General features: G+C 62.4%; 16 protein-coding genes and 1 riboswitch. Of the genes, 9 read left to right on the plus strand and 7 right to left on the minus strand.

Features of this window, described 5'->3' with window-relative positions; genetic code table 11:
• Nucleotides 1-29 precede the first annotated feature (29 nt).
• Nucleotides 30-332 (plus strand): hypothetical protein, encoded by a 303-nt coding sequence (locus ABXS05_RS13305; protein WP_311933774.1) that lies wholly within the window; start codon nt 30-32, stop codon nt 330-332.
• A gap of 157 nt (nt 333-489) precedes the next feature.
• Here the strand turns inward: ABXS05_RS13305 and fliJ are convergent, their stop codons facing one another.
• Nucleotides 490-849, minus strand: coding sequence for a flagellar export protein FliJ (fliJ, locus tag ABXS05_RS13310; RefSeq protein ID WP_105861515.1), 360 nt, complete (start codon nt 847-849; stop codon nt 490-492).
• An 854-nt stretch (nt 850-1,703) separates the two neighbouring features.
• Between fliJ and ctrA the strand changes: the two genes are divergently transcribed.
• The 8 genes from ctrA to ABXS05_RS13350 all read left to right on the plus strand — a co-directional run bounded on the left by ctrA (nt 1,704) and on the right by ABXS05_RS13350 (nt 9,535).
• Entirely contained in the window at nt 1,704-2,405 is a 702-nt protein-coding gene (ctrA, locus tag ABXS05_RS13315; protein ID WP_105861513.1) for a response regulator transcription factor CtrA, read from the plus strand.
• A 165-nt stretch (nt 2,406-2,570) separates the two neighbouring features.
• Nucleotides 2,571-3,353 (plus strand): 5'-methylthioadenosine/adenosylhomocysteine nucleosidase, encoded by a 783-nt coding sequence (locus ABXS05_RS13320; RefSeq protein ID WP_311933776.1) that lies wholly within the window; start codon nt 2,571-2,573, stop codon nt 3,351-3,353.
• Nucleotides 3,354-3,449: 96 nt separating this feature from the next.
• Nucleotides 3,450-4,040: a hypothetical protein gene (locus ABXS05_RS13325; protein ID WP_367624220.1), complete on the plus strand. Its 591-nt coding sequence runs from the start codon at nt 3,450-3,452 to the stop codon at nt 4,038-4,040.
• Between the two features lie 92 nt (nt 4,041-4,132).
• Nucleotides 4,133-4,238: riboswitch (glycine riboswitch) on the plus strand.
• A gap of 157 nt (nt 4,239-4,395) precedes the next feature.
• Nucleotides 4,396-5,547, plus strand: coding sequence for a glycine cleavage system aminomethyltransferase GcvT (gcvT, locus tag ABXS05_RS13330; protein WP_367624221.1), 1,152 nt, complete (start codon nt 4,396-4,398; stop codon nt 5,545-5,547).
• 246 nt (nt 5,548-5,793) lie between these two features.
• Nucleotides 5,794-6,165 (plus strand): glycine cleavage system protein GcvH, encoded by a 372-nt coding sequence (gene gcvH, locus ABXS05_RS13335; RefSeq protein WP_311933780.1) that lies wholly within the window; start codon nt 5,794-5,796, stop codon nt 6,163-6,165.
• Nucleotides 6,166-6,168: 3 nt separating this feature from the next.
• Nucleotides 6,169-7,509 carry an aminomethyl-transferring glycine dehydrogenase subunit GcvPA gene (gene gcvPA / locus ABXS05_RS13340; protein ID WP_367624222.1) on the plus strand — a complete coding sequence of 447 codons (1,341 nt, stop codon included), beginning with the start codon at nt 6,169-6,171 and terminating at the stop codon, nt 7,507-7,509.
• The gene (gene gcvPB, locus ABXS05_RS13345) at nt 7,509-9,074 is read left to right on the plus strand and encodes an aminomethyl-transferring glycine dehydrogenase subunit GcvPB (protein WP_367624223.1); all 1,566 of its coding nucleotides are present in this window, start codon (nt 7,509-7,511) and stop codon (nt 9,072-9,074) included. Before gcvPA ends, gcvPB begins: the two co-directional genes overlap by 1 nt.
• A 59-nt stretch (nt 9,075-9,133) precedes the next feature.
• On the plus strand, nt 9,134-9,535 hold the full coding sequence (locus tag ABXS05_RS13350; RefSeq protein WP_367624224.1) for a hypothetical protein: 402 nt from the start codon (nt 9,134-9,136) through the stop codon (nt 9,533-9,535).
• 109 nt (nt 9,536-9,644) lie between these two features.
• On the opposite strand, the gene ABXS05_RS13355 is transcribed toward ABXS05_RS13350, so the two are convergent.
• The 6 genes from ABXS05_RS13355 to ABXS05_RS13380 all read right to left on the minus strand — a co-directional run bounded on the left by ABXS05_RS13355 (nt 9,645) and on the right by ABXS05_RS13380 (nt 16,165).
• Complete coding sequence (locus ABXS05_RS13355) at nt 9,645-11,129, minus strand: hypothetical protein (protein WP_367624225.1); 1,485 nt, start codon at nt 11,127-11,129, stop codon at nt 9,645-9,647.
• Nucleotides 11,126-12,019, minus strand: a complete 894-nt coding sequence (locus ABXS05_RS13360) for an ABC transporter ATP-binding protein (protein ID WP_367624226.1) — start codon at nt 12,017-12,019, stop codon at nt 11,126-11,128. Before ABXS05_RS13360 ends, ABXS05_RS13355 begins: the two co-directional genes overlap by 4 nt.
• The gene (locus ABXS05_RS13365) at nt 12,016-12,405 is read right to left on the minus strand and encodes a GntR family transcriptional regulator (RefSeq protein WP_367624227.1); all 390 of its coding nucleotides are present in this window, start codon (nt 12,403-12,405) and stop codon (nt 12,016-12,018) included. The genes ABXS05_RS13360 and ABXS05_RS13365 overlap by 4 nt, the downstream gene beginning before the upstream one ends.
• A 59-nt stretch (nt 12,406-12,464) precedes the next feature.
• Entirely contained in the window at nt 12,465-12,872 is a 408-nt protein-coding gene (gene speD / locus ABXS05_RS13370) for an adenosylmethionine decarboxylase (protein WP_367624228.1), read from the minus strand.
• Between the two features lie 26 nt (nt 12,873-12,898).
• Entirely contained in the window at nt 12,899-14,551 is a 1,653-nt protein-coding gene (locus ABXS05_RS13375) for an FAD-dependent oxidoreductase (RefSeq protein ID WP_367624229.1), read from the minus strand.
• A 105-nt stretch (nt 14,552-14,656) separates the two neighbouring features.
• Nucleotides 14,657-16,165 carry a polyamine aminopropyltransferase gene (locus ABXS05_RS13380; RefSeq protein WP_367624230.1) on the minus strand — a complete coding sequence of 503 codons (1,509 nt, stop codon included), beginning with the start codon at nt 16,163-16,165 and terminating at the stop codon, nt 14,657-14,659.
• Nucleotides 16,166-16,208: the final 43 nt, after the last annotated feature.

The following is a 16,208-nucleotide window of genomic DNA, read 5'->3' on the forward strand; positions in this document are numbered from 1 at the left end:
TGAAGGCCGATTGCAGGGAGTGTGCCTCAATGCGCAGCGTGCTGATCCGCCTGTGTCTGGCTAGCGCCATACTGACTGTCGGCCAGGAGTGGTCGCAAGCGCAGGACAGCCAGGCCAAGCCGCCGGAGCCTCCTGCTCCCTCCCAGCCCATCGCACCCGACGACCGCGTGCTGTCCTTCGTCGCCGGCAATCCCGATTGCACGGAGATCACCGACGAATGCATCATCTGCGCGGTGGTGAATGGCAAGCCGATGTGTTCGACCCCGGGCATCTCCTGCGTGCGCAAGGATTTGCGCTGCACCAGCACCAAGCCGCCGACGCCCAAGCAGTGAACGGCGGCCCTGCAGTCTCCAAATCCGAGACTGGCTGGGATTTGCCCACCTCGACTTCCATGGCGTTTTGCGATTTGGCGGAGTCACCTGGAATCGCAAAGGCGCGTCGAAAAAAGAATTAGAGCAAACAACCGTCCAGTCTTGAACGCGCTTTGCTCTATTGGGCAGCGATGCTGCGCTCGCTGGCCTTTTCGCGATCGTCGAGGGTCTCGACCATCTTCAGATCGTCCAGGGCATCGGCGAGCGCACTTCGGGCATCTTCCAGCTTGATCTTCAGATCGTCGGCCGAACCCCGCAGATTATCCCTGCGTGCCGTAGCTGCGCGGGCATAGGTCGGATAGGCGAAATGGCTCGGATCGGTGATGCCGGCCTTGGCTTCCTCGGCCTTGATTTCGCGGTCGAGTTCACCCGCCATGCGTTCGAACTCGGCCACCATGGTTTCGATCTGGATGACCTGGCGGCGTCTCTCATCTGCCTGGAAGCGCTTGAGACGAATAAGGGTATCGCGCGACTTCATTACTCACTACTCCATCAGCCGCATCGGCCCGCCGCCCCTACCATGGGGGACAGGCCGCACAATCGGATCGCCAGACCCATCGGCCCAGCGAAGACCCACACCATCCGGCATGGACGTGAATTCTTCCTTACTCGCCGCAAAAAAGCCGCGAACCAAGGCGGGACAGTCGACCGTCAAGAAAATCGCACGCCATGATTTACCAAGTCGGCACACCATTTCTCCATGCCCCCGCCTCTTTTCTTAAGATTTCTCCTGGGGGCCAAAGGTTGCAGCGCGACTACCGAATCCGACCCCAGCTATGCTTCAAAGAAGGCGGGGACAGCAAAATTAATACTGCGTTCACTTGTTTCTAACAGCTTGAAGAAGCAGGCGGATTCGATGACGCGGCTCCACCGTGAAGCGTCCAGCCGCTTTCGTCGCCGATGAAGCAGCCACCGCTCCCACTGCACGGGCAGCACGATCGAGGAAAGCTGTTGATTCGCTCTGAATCCCTAAGAAGCTGCCCCGACGGTAACCATTAATTTACCTGCCTCGTTAATGATCCCTAACAACGGTCAACGAACTCACCGCCACGTTTGTCGAAATTCTGCGGCGAATGGGTGAGTCGGTTGAATCGCTTAGGCGAGTTTCTTCATGTGAATGTTGACGCTTGTCGCTCACCGAATCTGTCTTTCAGGCAATGTGTTACAGGGAGTTTTGGACCTTGTTTTCAAGTTTCGCTTGCATGAGAGAATCACAATTTGTTAACCATGCCTGCGTAGCGTCGCGGTTGATCATCGACGAGGTGACTTCACCGTGCCGTCTGCGCATTCGCGACGGCGGTCGACCCTCCGAGGCCGCAGTGGGGGATTGAGATGCGCGTACTTCTTGTCGAAGACGATAGCGCCACGGCGCAAAGCATTGAGCTGATGCTCAAGTCAGAGAGTTTCAACGTCTACACGACGGATCTGGGCGAAGAAGGTGTCGATCTCGGCAAGCTCTATGATTACGACATCATTCTACTCGACCTGAACCTCCCCGACATGTCGGGCTACGAGGTCCTGCGCTCCCTCAGGGTGGCCAAGGTCAAGACTCCGATCCTGATTCTGTCAGGCCTCGCCGGCATAGAGGACAAGGTGAAGGGCCTCGGCTTCGGCGCCGACGACTACCTGACCAAGCCTTTCCACAAGGATGAGCTGGTTGCCCGCATCCACGCCATCGTTCGCCGCTCCAAGGGCCATGCCCAGTCGGTGATCGCCACCGGCGACCTCGTGGTCAATCTCGACACCAAGACGGTCGAGGTCCATGGTTCGCGCGTGCATCTGACTGGCAAGGAATATCAGATGCTCGAGTTGCTCTCGCTGCGCAAGGGCACCACGCTGACCAAGGAGATGTTCCTCAACCATCTCTATGGCGGCATGGACGAGCCGGAACTGAAGATCATCGACGTCTTCATCTGCAAGCTACGCAAGAAGCTGGCCAACGCCACCAACGGCACCAACTACATCGAGACCGTCTGGGGCCGCGGCTATGTGCTGCGCGAGCCCAACGAGATCGAAGAGCGCATCGCGGTCTGACGCTGCGCAACCCCACGAACGAGATGAGATGGCCGGGCTCAGTCCCGGCCTTTCTTTTTGCAAGGCCGGCAACCACCTTGGAATGGCTTGACATCAAGGCGATGAACGAATGGCCTATGGTGTCCGTTCCCGCCTTCGCTGAACCGCCACGCCCCGGAAGTCCCCATGACAGTTTCTTCTACCGCCCCCCTCGGCATTCTCGTCCCGCTCGCCCAGGAGGCCGAAGCGCTTTTCGCCCTGATGAAGCAGGATGGCGCCACGCAGACGCAGCGCATCGGCGGCAGGGACTATCACAGCGGCCATCTCTTCGGCCGCCCCTGCGTGCTGACGCTCTCGCGGGTCGGCAAGGTCGCAGCCGCCACCGCCGCTGCCGGCCTCATCCATACCTACCAGGTCGGCGCCATTCTCAATGTCGGCGTGGCCGGCGGCGCGGCCCGATCGGTGAAGGTCGGCGATATCGTGGTGGCCGACGCTATGCTCCAGCACGATCTCGACGCGCGGCCGATCTTCCCGCGCTACGAGGTGCCCCTGACAGGCATATCCCGCTTTAGCGCCAATGCGGCCATCAGCAACAGCCTGTCGGGAGCGATCGAGGCCTTCCTGGCCGAGGATCTGCCGCAGCTTTCCGCCGAGATCCGCGAACGCTTCGCTCTCGCTGCTCCCCGCCTGCATCGTGGCCTGATCATCAGCGGCGATCAGTTCGTCAACGGTCACGCGGCGGTCTCGGCCCTGCGAAACGACATTCCGGACGCCTTTGCCATCGAGATGGAAAGCGGAGCCGTGGCGCAGATCTGCCATGACTACGGCGTTCCCTGCGCCGTGCTGCGCACCATCTCCGACAGCGCCGATGACAATGCCCATGTCGATTTCCCAGCCTTCCTCGCCACGGTCGCCAGTTTCTACTCCCACCACATCCTGCGGCGCTTCCTGCAGCGCACCGACTGGTGACTGGTTCAAAGGGCCTGTGCATAGCGGGCCCGCGGCGGACTGGCCGAAGTTGAACGGCATGCTATAAGGACGCCGTGCATTCAGCGGAGCGTGACGATGGTTGGCAGTCAGTATGGCGTCTGGGCGGCTCGTAGCGCCCTGTTGGCAGGTGTGGTCGCCCCGGCGCTCCTTCTCGGCGGCTGCACCAGCAGCATGATTACCGGTGTCTATGGCACGCCGACGGAAACGACGACACCCACGCAGACCGCATCCCAGGCCCCACTGCGGGTGGATTTCGACCCCGACACCGAGTGCCCGCAGATCAACATTCCCACCGGCGCGGCGGCCTATGGCCCTCCCAACGCGCAATTCTCGATCACCAACTTCGCCCGTGAGTGCGATCTCGCCAGCGGCAATACCGTCACCATCAAGGTCGGCGTGGAGGGTCACGTCGCTTCGTCCGGCGGCGGTGGCTATTCGGCGCCAGTGCGTATCACCATCCGCGACCGCGACGAGAAGCCCGTCTACACCAAGGTGATCCGCGTCTCCGCCGCGGCAACGCCTGGCGGCGGTCCGGGCAGTTTCCGGGTGGTCGACACCTCGGCACCGATCACCATCGGCCTCGAGCAGCCGCTCAGTTCCTATGACATCGTGGTCGGTTTCGACGGCAAGGGCGGCACTGTCACCAAGAAAAAGCGCCGGGGCTGAGCCGGTCTTATATTCCTCTGACCTTTTCCCATCGCGCCCCATTCTGTTGGGTTGACGACAGGAAAGGCCAAGGATAGCTTCCCGGCATTCGGCCGATCCCCGCGGAAGAGTTCGGTCTGATTCTCTTGAGAATCACGGACCGGCGCCGAAGGAGCAACCGCCCCGGAAACTCTCAGGCACCCGGACCGCGGGGGAACGAAACTCTGGAAAGCGGCACGAATGTGCGAGCATTCGGGCTCACCGAAGGGCGTAAGTGGTTCCCCAGGGTGCGGAATCGCGAAATCTCTCAGGTAACCGCGACAGAGGGGGCACAACCGGACATCCGTCCGGCGTGCACCCTTTTGCCGGAGTACCCATGGCCGAGCCTGCCGCAAGTCCAGATCAGCAAACGCTCCTGAAGACACCCCTTCATGCCGAGCATGTCGCCCTCGGCGCGCGCATGGTACCGTTTGCCGGCTACGACATGCCGGTCCAGTACCCCACCGGAATCATCGCCGAGCACAACCACACGCGCAACGCCGCCGGCCTGTTCGACGTGTCGCATATGGGGCAGGCCTATCTCATCGCCGACAGCCATGAAGCCGTTGCCACCGCCCTGGAAACCCTGGTGCCGGCCGACATTCTCAATCTACCGCCCGGCCGCCAGCGCTATACCCAGTTCCTGAACGACGAAGGCGGCACGCTCGACGATTTGATGGTGGCGCGCTCGACCGACCCCGCCGAGGACGGCAAGCTCGGCCTGGTGGTCAATGCCGGCTGCAAGGACGCCGATTTTGCCCTGTTGCGCGACCAGCTCGGCGACAGCGCCCAGTTGGTCGTCGCCGCCGACTACGCCCTGCTCGCGCTGCAGGGGCCTCTCGCTGCCGCCGTGCTGGCCGATCATTGCCCGGACGCTGCAGCCATGCCCTTCATGGCTTCCCATCGCTCGACCTTCGACGGCATTGCCATCGGCCTCTCCCGCTCGGGCTATACCGGCGAGGACGGCTATGAGATCTCGGTACACAACGACAAGGCCGTTGCACTCTGGCGCACGCTCCTCGCCGACGAACGGGTCAAGCCGATCGGCCTTGGCGCCCGCGATTCACTGCGCCTGGAGGCGGGCCTGTGCCTCTATGGCCATGAGCTCGATCCGACCATCTCGCCGATCGAGGCTGGCCTGATCTGGTCGATCCAGAAGCGCCGGCGCGAACAGGGCGGCTTTCCCGGTGCGTCCCGCATCCAGCGCGAAATCGCGGAAGGCCCCGCTCGCATCCGCGTCGGTCTCAAGCCGGAGGGCCGCGCGCCCGTGCGCGAAGGCGCGGCCTTGAAGAATCAGACCGGCGAGACCATCGGCGTCGTCACATCCGGCGGCTTCGGTCCCACCGTGGGTGGCCCCATCGCCATCGGTTACGTCCCCCCTGCCCTGTCGGCTGACGGTACCGGCCTCATGGTCGAATTGCGCGGCAAGGACGTACCGATCGAGGTCGCGCCGATGCCCTTTGTCCCGCACCGCTTTCATAGATCGTAGAGGCATTTCAACGTGACCGGTTGCGCTGCCCCTCACCCTTACCCTCTCCCCGTAAGAACGGGGCGAGGGGACTTCGGCCGGCTCATTTCTTCTGCACCGGCGATCTCTCGCGCAACGCTCGACACCCCCTCGCCCCGTTCTTACGGGGAGAGGGTAAGGGTGAGGGGCAGCATCGCCCGTGTCGTACAAAACTTATCGATTTCCATCCCCCAACTCCACCAACCGATTCCACCAGAGGACTGTCCCATGGCCACGATCAAATTCACGAGCGACCACGAATATGTGTCCGTCGAGGGCGACGTTGCCACGATCGGCATCACCGACTACGCCCAGTCGCAGCTCGGCGACGTGGTGTTCATCGAGCTTCCCGCCGCCGGCAAGGTGCTCAAGCAGGGCGACGAAGCCGCGGTGGTGGAATCGGTGAAGGCCGCCAGCGAGGTCTATGCGCCGGTATCCGGCGAGGTGCTGGAAGTGAACGAGGCCCTGCCCGATCAGCCTTCCACCGTGAACGAGGATCCGCTCGGCAAGGGCTGGTTCATCAAGATCAAGCTCTCCAACCCGGCCGAACTCGACGCCCTCATGGACGACGCGGCCTACAAGGCCCATATCGGAGCCTGATCCATGCGCTATCTACCCCTGACCGCCGAGGATCGCAGCGCCATGCTGGCGAAGATCGGCGTCAACGGCATCGACGATCTCTTCGCCGCCGTCCCCGCCGACAAGCTCTTGAAGGCGCCGCCGGTGCTACCGAATGCCAAGAGCGAAATGGCGGTCGAGAAGATCATGACCGCCTTCGCCTCGCGCAATGTGACGGCGTCCTCGGTGCCGTTCTTCGTCGGGGCCGGCGCCTACAAGCATCATGTGCCGGCGACCGTCGACCATCTGATCCAGCGCTCGGAATTCCTCACCTCCTACACGCCCTATCAGCCCGAGATCGCCCAGGGCACGCTGCAATATCTCTACGAATTCCAGACCCAGGTCGCGCTGCTGACCGGCATGGAAGTCGCCAATGCTTCGATGTATGACGGCTCGACCGGCACGGCCGAGGCCGTGCTGATGGCCCATCGCATCACCCGACGCTCCAAGGCGGTCCTCTCCGGCGGCCTGCATCCGCATTATACCGACGTGGTGCATACCATCTCGAAGATGGCCGGCCACCATGAGGTGGCCATGCCCGCCGATGTGGACGGCAGCGAGAATCTGATCGCCGAGATCGACGGCGAAACCTCCTGCGTGGTGGTGCAGAACCCCGACGTCTTCGGCAATCTGCGCGATCTCACCCCGATCGCACAGGCCTGCCACAAGGCCGGCGCCCTGCTGATCGCGGTGTTCACCGAGGCGGTCTCGCTCGGCCTCGTCAAGTCGCCGGGCGAAATGGGCGCCGATATCGTGGTCGGTGAAGGCCAGTCCATCGGCAATGCCCTCAATTATGGCGGGCCCTATGTCGGCCTGTTCGCCACGCGCCAGAAATATGTGCGCCAGATGCCGGGGCGCCTCTGCGGCCAGACGGTGGACGCCGAGGGCCGGCGCGGTTTCGTGCTGACCCTCTCCACGCGCGAGCAGCATATCCGCCGCGACAAGGCGACCTCGAACATCTGCACCAATTCGGGCCTGTGCGTGCTCGCCTTCACCATCCACATGGCACTGCTCGGCGAGAAGGGCCTACGCAGGCTCGCCCGCGTCAACCATGCCAATGCGGTGAAGCTGGCCGACATGCTGGCCAAGGTTGATGGTATCGAGATCATCCAGAAGAGCTTCTTCAACGAGTTCACCATCCGGGTATCAGGCAGTGCCGCCTCGCTGCTGGAGAAGCTGGCAGCCCGGGGCATCCTGGGGGGCGTGCCCTATTCGCGCCTGTCGCCCAATGCCGAGCTGAAGGATCTCCTGATCATTGCCTCCACCGAAGTGAACACCGACGAGGATCGCACCGCCCTCGTGAGCGCCCTGAAGGAGCTGGTCTGATGCTGAACCGTCAGGGACGTCCCTCCTCCCCAGGAGACGGGGCCGAGGCCATCAATCCCACCTTTACCGGCAATCGCGCCCTCATCATCGAGGAAGCCTTGCTGTTCGAGACCGGCCGCATCGACGTGACCGGCGTCGACGTCGAAGAGGTCGAGGATTTCGAGCCGAGGCTCGGTGCCTTCGAACGCAAGGATCCGATCGGCCTGCCCGGCTTCGCCGAACCGGAGGCGATGCGCCATTTCGTGCGCCTGAGCCAGAAGAACTTCGGCATCGACACCGGGCTTTTCCCGCTCGGCTCCTGCACCATGAAGCACAATCCGCGCCTCAACGAGAAGGTGGCGCGGCTGCCGGGCTTTGCCGACATCCATCCGCTGCAGCCGATTTCGACCGTGCCCGGCGCGCTGGCGGTGATCGACCATCTCGCCCATTACCTCAAGACCCTCACCGGCATGCCGGCCGTGGCGATGAGCCCGAAGGCCGGCGCGCATGGCGAGCTCTGCGGCATGATGGCAATCAAGGCGGCCATCGCGGCCAGGGGCGAAGGCGAGACGCGCAAGGTCGTGCTGGTGCCCGACTCGGCCCATGGCACCAATCCGGCCACCGCGGCCCTGATCGGCTTCACGGTGGCATCGATCCCCGTGCGCGCAGACGGCACCGTCGATCCGGCCGAGATCAAGAAGGCGCTGGGGCCGCATGTCGCCGCGATCATGCTGACCAACCCCAACACCTGCGGGCTGTTCGAACGGGACGTGCGCGCCATCGCCGATGTGGTGCATGAGGCCGGCGCCTATTTCTACTGCGACGGCGCCAATTTCAACGCCATCGTCGGCAAGGTCCGCCCCGGCGATCTCGGCGTCGATGCCATGCACATCAATTTGCACAAGACCTTCTCGACGCCTCATGGCGGCGGCGGGCCGGGTGCGGGACCGGTGGTGCTCTCCGACAAGCTCGCGCCCTTTGCGCCGTTCCCCTATGTCGTCAATGCCCGCGTGCTGGTCGAACGGGCCGAGGAAGTGATGAATGGCGAGACGCCCTTCGGCCGCCTCACCGCCTTCCACGGCCAGATGGGCATGTTCACGCGGGCGCTGACCTACATGCTCTCGCATGGCACCGACGGCATGCGGCAGGCCTCGGAGGATGCGGTGCTCTCCGCCAATTATATCCGCACCGGCCTGGCTGATCTGATGTCGGCCCCCTTCGGCGACCAGCCCTGCATGCACGAGGCGCTGTTCGACGACACCTGGCTCAAGGATACCGGCGTGACCACGCTCGATTTCGCCAAGGCGATGATCGACGAGGGCTATCATCCGATGACGATGTATTTCCCCCTCGTGGTGCATGGCGCCATGCTGATCGAGCCGACGGAGAGCGAATCCAAGGCCTCGCTCGACCTCTTCATCGCCACGCTGCGCGACCTTGCGCTGTCGGCCAAACGCGGCGAGACCGAGCGCTTCTCCGGCGCGCCCTACCACGCTCCGCGCCGGCGCCTGGACGAAACCCGTGCCGCCCGCCAGCCCGTGCTGCGCTGGACGCCGCCGGAGCCGATCAAGGACGCAGCGGAATAGAAAACGATCATGCCCGCCGGGCACAAGCCCGGCGGGATTTTCACATCACCGGGCAAGGCATGGGCTTCTTCCAGCTCTTCATCGACCGCCACCTCGATATCGAGACGATCCAAGGCGCCATCCGGCACTATTTCGGGCCTGAGCGGGCGATCGCCTATTTCAGTTCCAAGGACGAGATGATTGAGAGCTGGGGAGCGGGTAGCGACACGCCGCTCGACGTCCATGTCATCGTGCGGCCCCTGAGCGAAACCTATCCGCTCTTGATCGAAGTCTGGCAGCCCGGCCCGGACTCGCTCGAAGAGGAGCGGCGCTTCGCCATCTATTTTTCGAAAGCCGCGAACTGCCGCTCGATCATCACCGACGAGGAATTGAACCCCTATAGCTGGTATTGCGTGCATCCATCGGGGACGGTCGAGACGATCTACCTCACAGATGCCGATATGGGCGTGAAGGAGGGGTGACAGCCAAAAATATGCTCGAACGATATATACGCTTGGTCAATATGGTCCCGCCAAGAAGCGACCCGTTAATTATTCACATTTTGACAGCGGCTATTCCGCCCCACCAATGTCAATGCCTCGGTAAGAATGGATGAGGATAGTTAAAATATACACGCAAATCATCTCGTATTGTTTTAGTAATATATAACACCGCCAACATGCAAATACCTGCCATGACCGCCGTGAACGATCCTGGCATTTCCAATGCCGCCATCATAAGAAGCACAAAGGGTATCGAAACAAAATTAAGAAACGCCCCCTCATGCTTATTCGGATCCCACATGCCAAGTAATGTTTTCAGCATAATGCGAATTCTCACGGAATTATAAATAACCATTGTCGCGTTAATTACTAAAATTGAAAATATAGAATCATATTTGATTATGTCCTTGTATACAAAAGACATAACAATTACACAAATATTCATGCTTGCTATGTCCAAAATCAGAGTCTGAATGGAAGGCGAAATAGCAGCTCTCAGAAATCTGACCTTTAGCGCATATCCCGCCCCAAACCCCGGCGCCATTGCGGCCAACTCGCGATCGGCCGATACGTGATGATTGAAATTCCAAATCTTCTTGGCCTGCTCCAATGTGGTTGAATTCAACATGGCGAGAAAGAGCCATATGAGATTCGGAGGCTGTTTTATCCCCCCACCGAAGAGATACTGAAAACCTATAAGAACGCCGCCGATCAGTCCGAGGACCACCAGACGCTGCAGAAACTCCTTCATCACATGCGACCATCGAAAACCGTTTTCCAGATCCTTCCACAAAAGACAACGCAATGCCTCTGACCCTGAAATTGAATTCAACTCTGAATTATCTCCGCCGAAAACACTCGTAAGTTCAGAATAAACTGTTGCGTTATTTTTACTAAATTGACGTTTGTTTACAAAAATATACCCTATCGCCCGGACGACGGTATCTACTTTATGCTCGGCTGCCACTGAAGGATCGCGTTTTGAGGGCAGCAAGACGGGCCTGTAGAACCAGGCGGCAGCGGCAATGAGGCATGCTGTCAGCACCGTCACGCCCCATCCGAAGAAATGGGGAATCCTCGCGCCCCACATCGCCTCTTCTAGTCCCAACAGTATTATCGCGATGTAGAAGAAAAGCCATCCGTACCCCTGCAATCGCCCCATATTGCTGGGGTTCATTCGCAAGGCGATCAATCCTCCCATGATAACGCTGATCTGGATGGCGCATGAAACCAGTCCCTCGATCGGCGAGCGTCGGGCCAGCCCGATGATCAACGATGGCACTATGATCTGGGCTGCTGCGAAAAGAAGGAGTCCCTCGACGGCATAGCGGCCGAGGCGAGGAACGAGGAGGGCAGCCGCTACTTCAGCGCGGCGACGGGTCGCTTCCAAGGCATAGAACCAGCACGCAGCAGAACAACCGAGATAAATCAAGACGATGCGCGCAGAGGCATGATCGCCAAAGCTGAGTAATGGGGACAGGAGGAAGGTCGCCACAAACCAGAATAGGCAAGTGCATCCGAGCGTAGGGTCGCAACCCAGCGTCAATCTCAGCCAGATCTGCTCCCATTTCATCGCGCAATCTCCACGAAGAGATCCTCGATGCCGAGCGTTCTGATCCCAGCCCGACGGGCGAAATCGGGCCAGTCTTCGGCGGGCGAGCGCCGAAGCACCAGCGAGATGGCGCCATCGGCCAGAATTCGACGATGAAGCTCTCCTACCATGGAGCTTTCCGACAGTGCATGGGACGGCACGACCACCTGGGCCACGCATTCCTTGAGATCGTCCACCGGGGTATCCAGGATGAGGCGTCCCTGATGCAGGAACAAAATACGCGACGCCACACGTTCGAGATCCGACACGATATGCGTCGAGAACAGCACGGTTGTTCCGCCTTCACCGGCGCGGCCCACGATGTCGCGCAAAAGGTCCCGGCGGGCCGCGGGATCGAGCGCGGAGGCGGGCTCGTCCAAGACCAGAAGCTCTGGACGGGTGGCCAGGGCCCGCACCAGTTCGACCTGTTGACGTTCTCCCGGCGAAAGTGCCGAGAGCTTGCGATCAATCGGGATCTGGGCACGCCTCAGTTCCTCGTTCACATAGTCTCGATCCAACCTCGGATAGAGCCGAGCGACGAAGTGCATCATCTGCTTGACCGACATCCATTCGAGTGCAGTCGGGGTCTGTGAAACATAGGCCAGACGTGCCTTGACATCGTCGCCCATCGTCAGTGCCGCTTCGCCGAGGACCCAGGACATGCCGGCCTCGACCTCGATCAGGCCAAGCAAGGCCCGGATCAGCGTCGACTTGCCGGCGCCGTTTCGCCCGACGAGCCCGACGATCTCGCCGGGCTCTATGCGCAGGCCGACATTGCTGAGGGCCTGCTGCGTACCGTAGAACTTGCTCAGCCCGACCGCTCGTATCGGCGTCGCTGCCGGGATCGACTGTATCGACGCAAAACCCGTCATTCCTTCCCCTCCAGCAAGGCAGCGAGCCGGCGCAAGATGACGTCGCCGGGCAATTCCAGTTCGCGCGCCTGACGCGCCATTTCCACAAGATGAGGTTCGATCAGCCCCAGGCGTTGATCGAGCGAGGCGGCACGCCGGGACGACGACGCGACGATCATGCCGCGCCCCTGCAGGCGATCGAGATGCCCTTCGGTTTCCAGCAGTGAATAGGCACGCGACACCGTCATCGGATTGATGGCGTGAAAGGCCGCGACGTCCCGGACTGAGGGTAACGACGCGCCCTTCTGCAGTTGGCCGCTCACGATCATCCGGCGCAACTGACCGGCGATCTGCCGATAGATCGGCTCGGCGGCACCGGGCAATATGGTGAGGTCGGAAGCGTCCATGTGTATCAATATAGCAATACACTTGCGGCATGCAATCGCCATGAAAAGGAACGGTAGCCTCAGCCCCTATTGTGCTCGCTCACCTTCACCCGCCTCGGCGCGAAATGAGCTTCCAGTACCGGCAGGGCCCGGCGGGGATCGCAGCGCCCGCACATGAAGATATCGAGAGCGGCATAGCCGGTCTCGGGCCAGGTGTGGATGCTGATATGGGATTCGGCGAGCAAAGCGACGCCGGTGAGGCCGCCGGTGTCGCCGAAACCGTGCAGCTTGACACCGAGCACCGTGGCGCCGCAGGCGGCCGCGGCCTCGCGCAAGGTATGCTCGATGCCCGCGGCATCGGTGAGGCCCCGGCAGTCCCAGAAATCGATGAGCAGATGCAGGCCGGGGGCAAAGGCCCGGGGCTGGGCAGAGGCCCCATCTATCAGCGGAGCCGGCTCGGCTCCCGAGATTTGTGCTTGCGCTGCCAATGGCTTTCCCTGATCTGCCCGCGCCATCACAGCACCGTTTCGAAGGGATGGCCACTATAGGCCATGGCCTTCTCCGCCGCACGCACGCCATGCGTATAGGCTTCCTCGAAGATGGAAACGCCGCTCATGTCGGAATGGGCGGTGAAGATGGGCGGCCGCTGCTGCAGTCCGGCCCGCCGCTGCCCGCCCCAGATGAAGCCCGGCACCGGCCGGATCATGGCATGGCCCCAGACCCAGACATCGGCCCGCTCGACATGGCCGTCGAGCTCGGGATGCACGGCGAGGAGTTCCTTGAGGAAGATCGCCTGCCATTCTTCCAGGGGGCGGGCGAGCGCCTCGCGGCGGGCATCCTCGGGCGGCAGATGGCTGATCGGCCAGTAATAGGTCAGCACCGTCCTGGTCGGGCGCATCTGCGTGATCTGATGGGTGGCGACGACATAGCCGAGCAAGGGGCTGTCGAAGACGACATTGTCCCAGCTCAGATTGGCGCCGGTGCCGCCGGGCAGGCGGCTCAGCGTGATGTTGGCGACGGCCCAGGGCGCGTAGGAGAAGCCGGCGGCAAGGTTCTGGTCGCGCAGCAGCCGCGCCGTGACGAAATGCGGCGTCGCCAGGATGGCCGCCTTCGCCTCGATGCGGAGGGCCTTGTCTTCAGCCGCGTCCCAGACGTCGACGGCCACCCCATTGCCTTTCGCTTCGACGGCATGGGCGAGCGAGCGCGTCCTTATGCGCGGGCCGAGCGCATCGGCGAGGCGGCGCGCCAGATAGCCATTGCCCTCCGGCCAGGTCACCAGGCCCTGGTCCTCGGCATCGGCGCCACGGCCATTGCGGGCAGCGAAATAATGGATGCCGGCCCAGGCCGAGACGTCGCACGAGCGCGTGCCGTAGTCGTCGCGGCAGCAATAGTCGACATACCAGGCCAGGGACGGCGAGCGATAACCCTCCCGCTCCATCCAGGTCGCCATGGTAAGGTCGTCGAGCGCCATCAGATCGGCGTCCTGCGAGCTCAGGTCGAGCGGAATGGCGAAGGCGCGCCGGCCGTCGCTGCCGATGCGCTGGCGAAACGCCTTCATCGCCGCAAAGAAACGCTTGCCGTCGGTCTCTTCGTCGGCGTCGAGGCCGATGGCGGGCATCAGGCCTTCCTGCCAGCGTCCATAGCGATAGAGCCGCTCCGAAGGATCCGCACAGAGGGCGTATTCGTCATAGATGGCCGTGCCCTTGGCGTCGTAGCCGGTGATGATGCCGAGATCCTGGAACAGCGCCCTGACAGCCCTGGCCTCCTCGGTGAGCAGCGGCACGTAGTGGGCGCCCCAGGGAAAGGCACAGACCTCGTTGCGGCCGCTGGCGGCATTGCCGCCGGGAGCAGCCTCGAGGTCGAGCAGCAGGAAATCGTCATGGCCTGCCTTGGCGAGACGATAGCCCGCGCCGAGGCCCGCTATGCCGCCACCGACGATGAGGATGCCGGTTTTCAGCGTCTCTCCCGGCGCCGGGAAGCCGCCGCTCCGCAGCCTGTGACCGATGCGGGAAGACGCGCCCACCAGATCCCCGGGCACGGAACCGCCCTCGCCGCCGCCCGGCACCCCCTTGCCCGCCAGCAAGTCTCCGCCCACCAGCCCGGCGCCGGCCAGGCCGAGCGAGGCGGCCCCCAAAGCGAGGAATTGCTTGCGGCTGATCCGGGTCATGGCAGCGCCATGGTGTGCCGGTCTTCAGACCGGCATGGAACCACTGCCAGGATACCGGTCCCGCCCCATCCCTCGATGGGGCTGAGAAGACTGGCACACCATATCTCAATAAATGAGGTAATTGCCCCACTCCTCGTCGAAATAGCGCACCAGCGGCTGGTCATCGAGGCGCTGGATGGCGGTGGCGACATGGGCCATGTCGGGCGGGAACTGGAACATCGCCTGCATGGTCGGCAGATCAAGGAAGCGCAGCCCCTCAGGCAGGCGGTCCGGCGGGCGATAGGGTGAGAAGGAGCCGATGATGAAGCCCCATTCCCCGAAGGACGGCACGAAGAGGTGATAGGCCGCGGTCTGGAAGCCGGCCGCTGCCAGCGTGTTGTTGACGCACCAGAAGGATTTGCGCGCGACCAGAGGCGAGGTGCTCTGGATCACCACCAGGCCGTCCTGGTTCACCGCCGACTTCAGGAGGCGGTAGAAGGTGAGCGAATAGAGCTTGCCGATCGAGAAATTGGACGGATCGGGCAGGTCGATGATCACGGCGTCGAAGCGCATCTCGGCAGGCTTCTGTTCACGCAGCCAGAGGAAGGCGTCGGCGTTGATGAGGGTCAGCTTGGGCGAGGACAACGAGCCGCCATTGAGACCCGTCATCATCTCGTTGTGCGAGAACAGGCGCGTCACGGCCGGATCGAGATCGACCATGGTGACCGCTTCGACCGCCGGGTATTTCAGGACCTCCCGCAGGGCCAGCCCGTCGCCGCCGCCGATGATCAGCACCCTGCGCGGGGCCTTGAGGGCGCTCATCACCGGATGCACCAGGGCCTCGTGGTAGCGATATTCGTCGAGCGAGGAGAATTGCAGGTTCGAATTGAGGAAGAGGCGGATGTCGCGCTGCTGGCGCGTGACCACGATGCGCTGATAGGGCGTGGATTCGGCGTAAACAACCGTGCCCGGATAGGCGCTCGCCTCCGCAATCGACTGGATGCGCTCGGACCAGACGAAGCCGGCACCGAGCGCGGCCAGGACCACGAAGGCGGCGGCCTTGTGCGCGCCGCGGCGGAGGATGGGCGCCTTGATGGCGTAGAGCACCCAGATCGCCACCAGCGTATTGAGGATGCCGAACAGGAAGGCCGAGCGGATCAGGCCGAGATAGGGCACCAGCACCAGCGGAAACAGCAGGGAGGCGAAGAGCGCACCGATATAGTCGAAGGTGAAGACCTTGGAGACCAGGTCCTTGAAGGCAAGCCGTCCTTCTAGGATGCGCAGCAGCAGCGGGATTTCGATGCCGACCAGGATGCCGATGACCCCGACCAGGGAGTAGAGCCAGAGGCGGAAGGAGGCGACATGGTCGAACAGGATGAAGAGGGCAGCGGCCGAACTGCCGCCGACCGCCCCGACCAGCAGCTCGATGCGGACGAAATGGCCGAGAAGGTCGCGCTCGAGATAGCGTGACAGCCAGGAGCCCACGCCCATGGCGAAGAGATAGGTGCCGATGATGGTGGAGAACTGCGTGACGGAATCGCCAAGGAGATAGCTCGCCAGCGTGCCGGCGATCAGCTCGTAGATCAGCCCGCAGGTCGCGATCACGAAGGCGGAGAAGAGCAGCAGGATTTCCACGTACGCGCCTTACACCAATCTGCGTTGAGACTGCTTCTTCCTC

Origin of the sequence: Labrys neptuniae (assembly GCF_040797145.1) — a bacterium.
GTDB classification, from domain to species: Bacteria; Pseudomonadota; Alphaproteobacteria; order Rhizobiales; family Labraceae; genus Labrys; species Labrys neptuniae.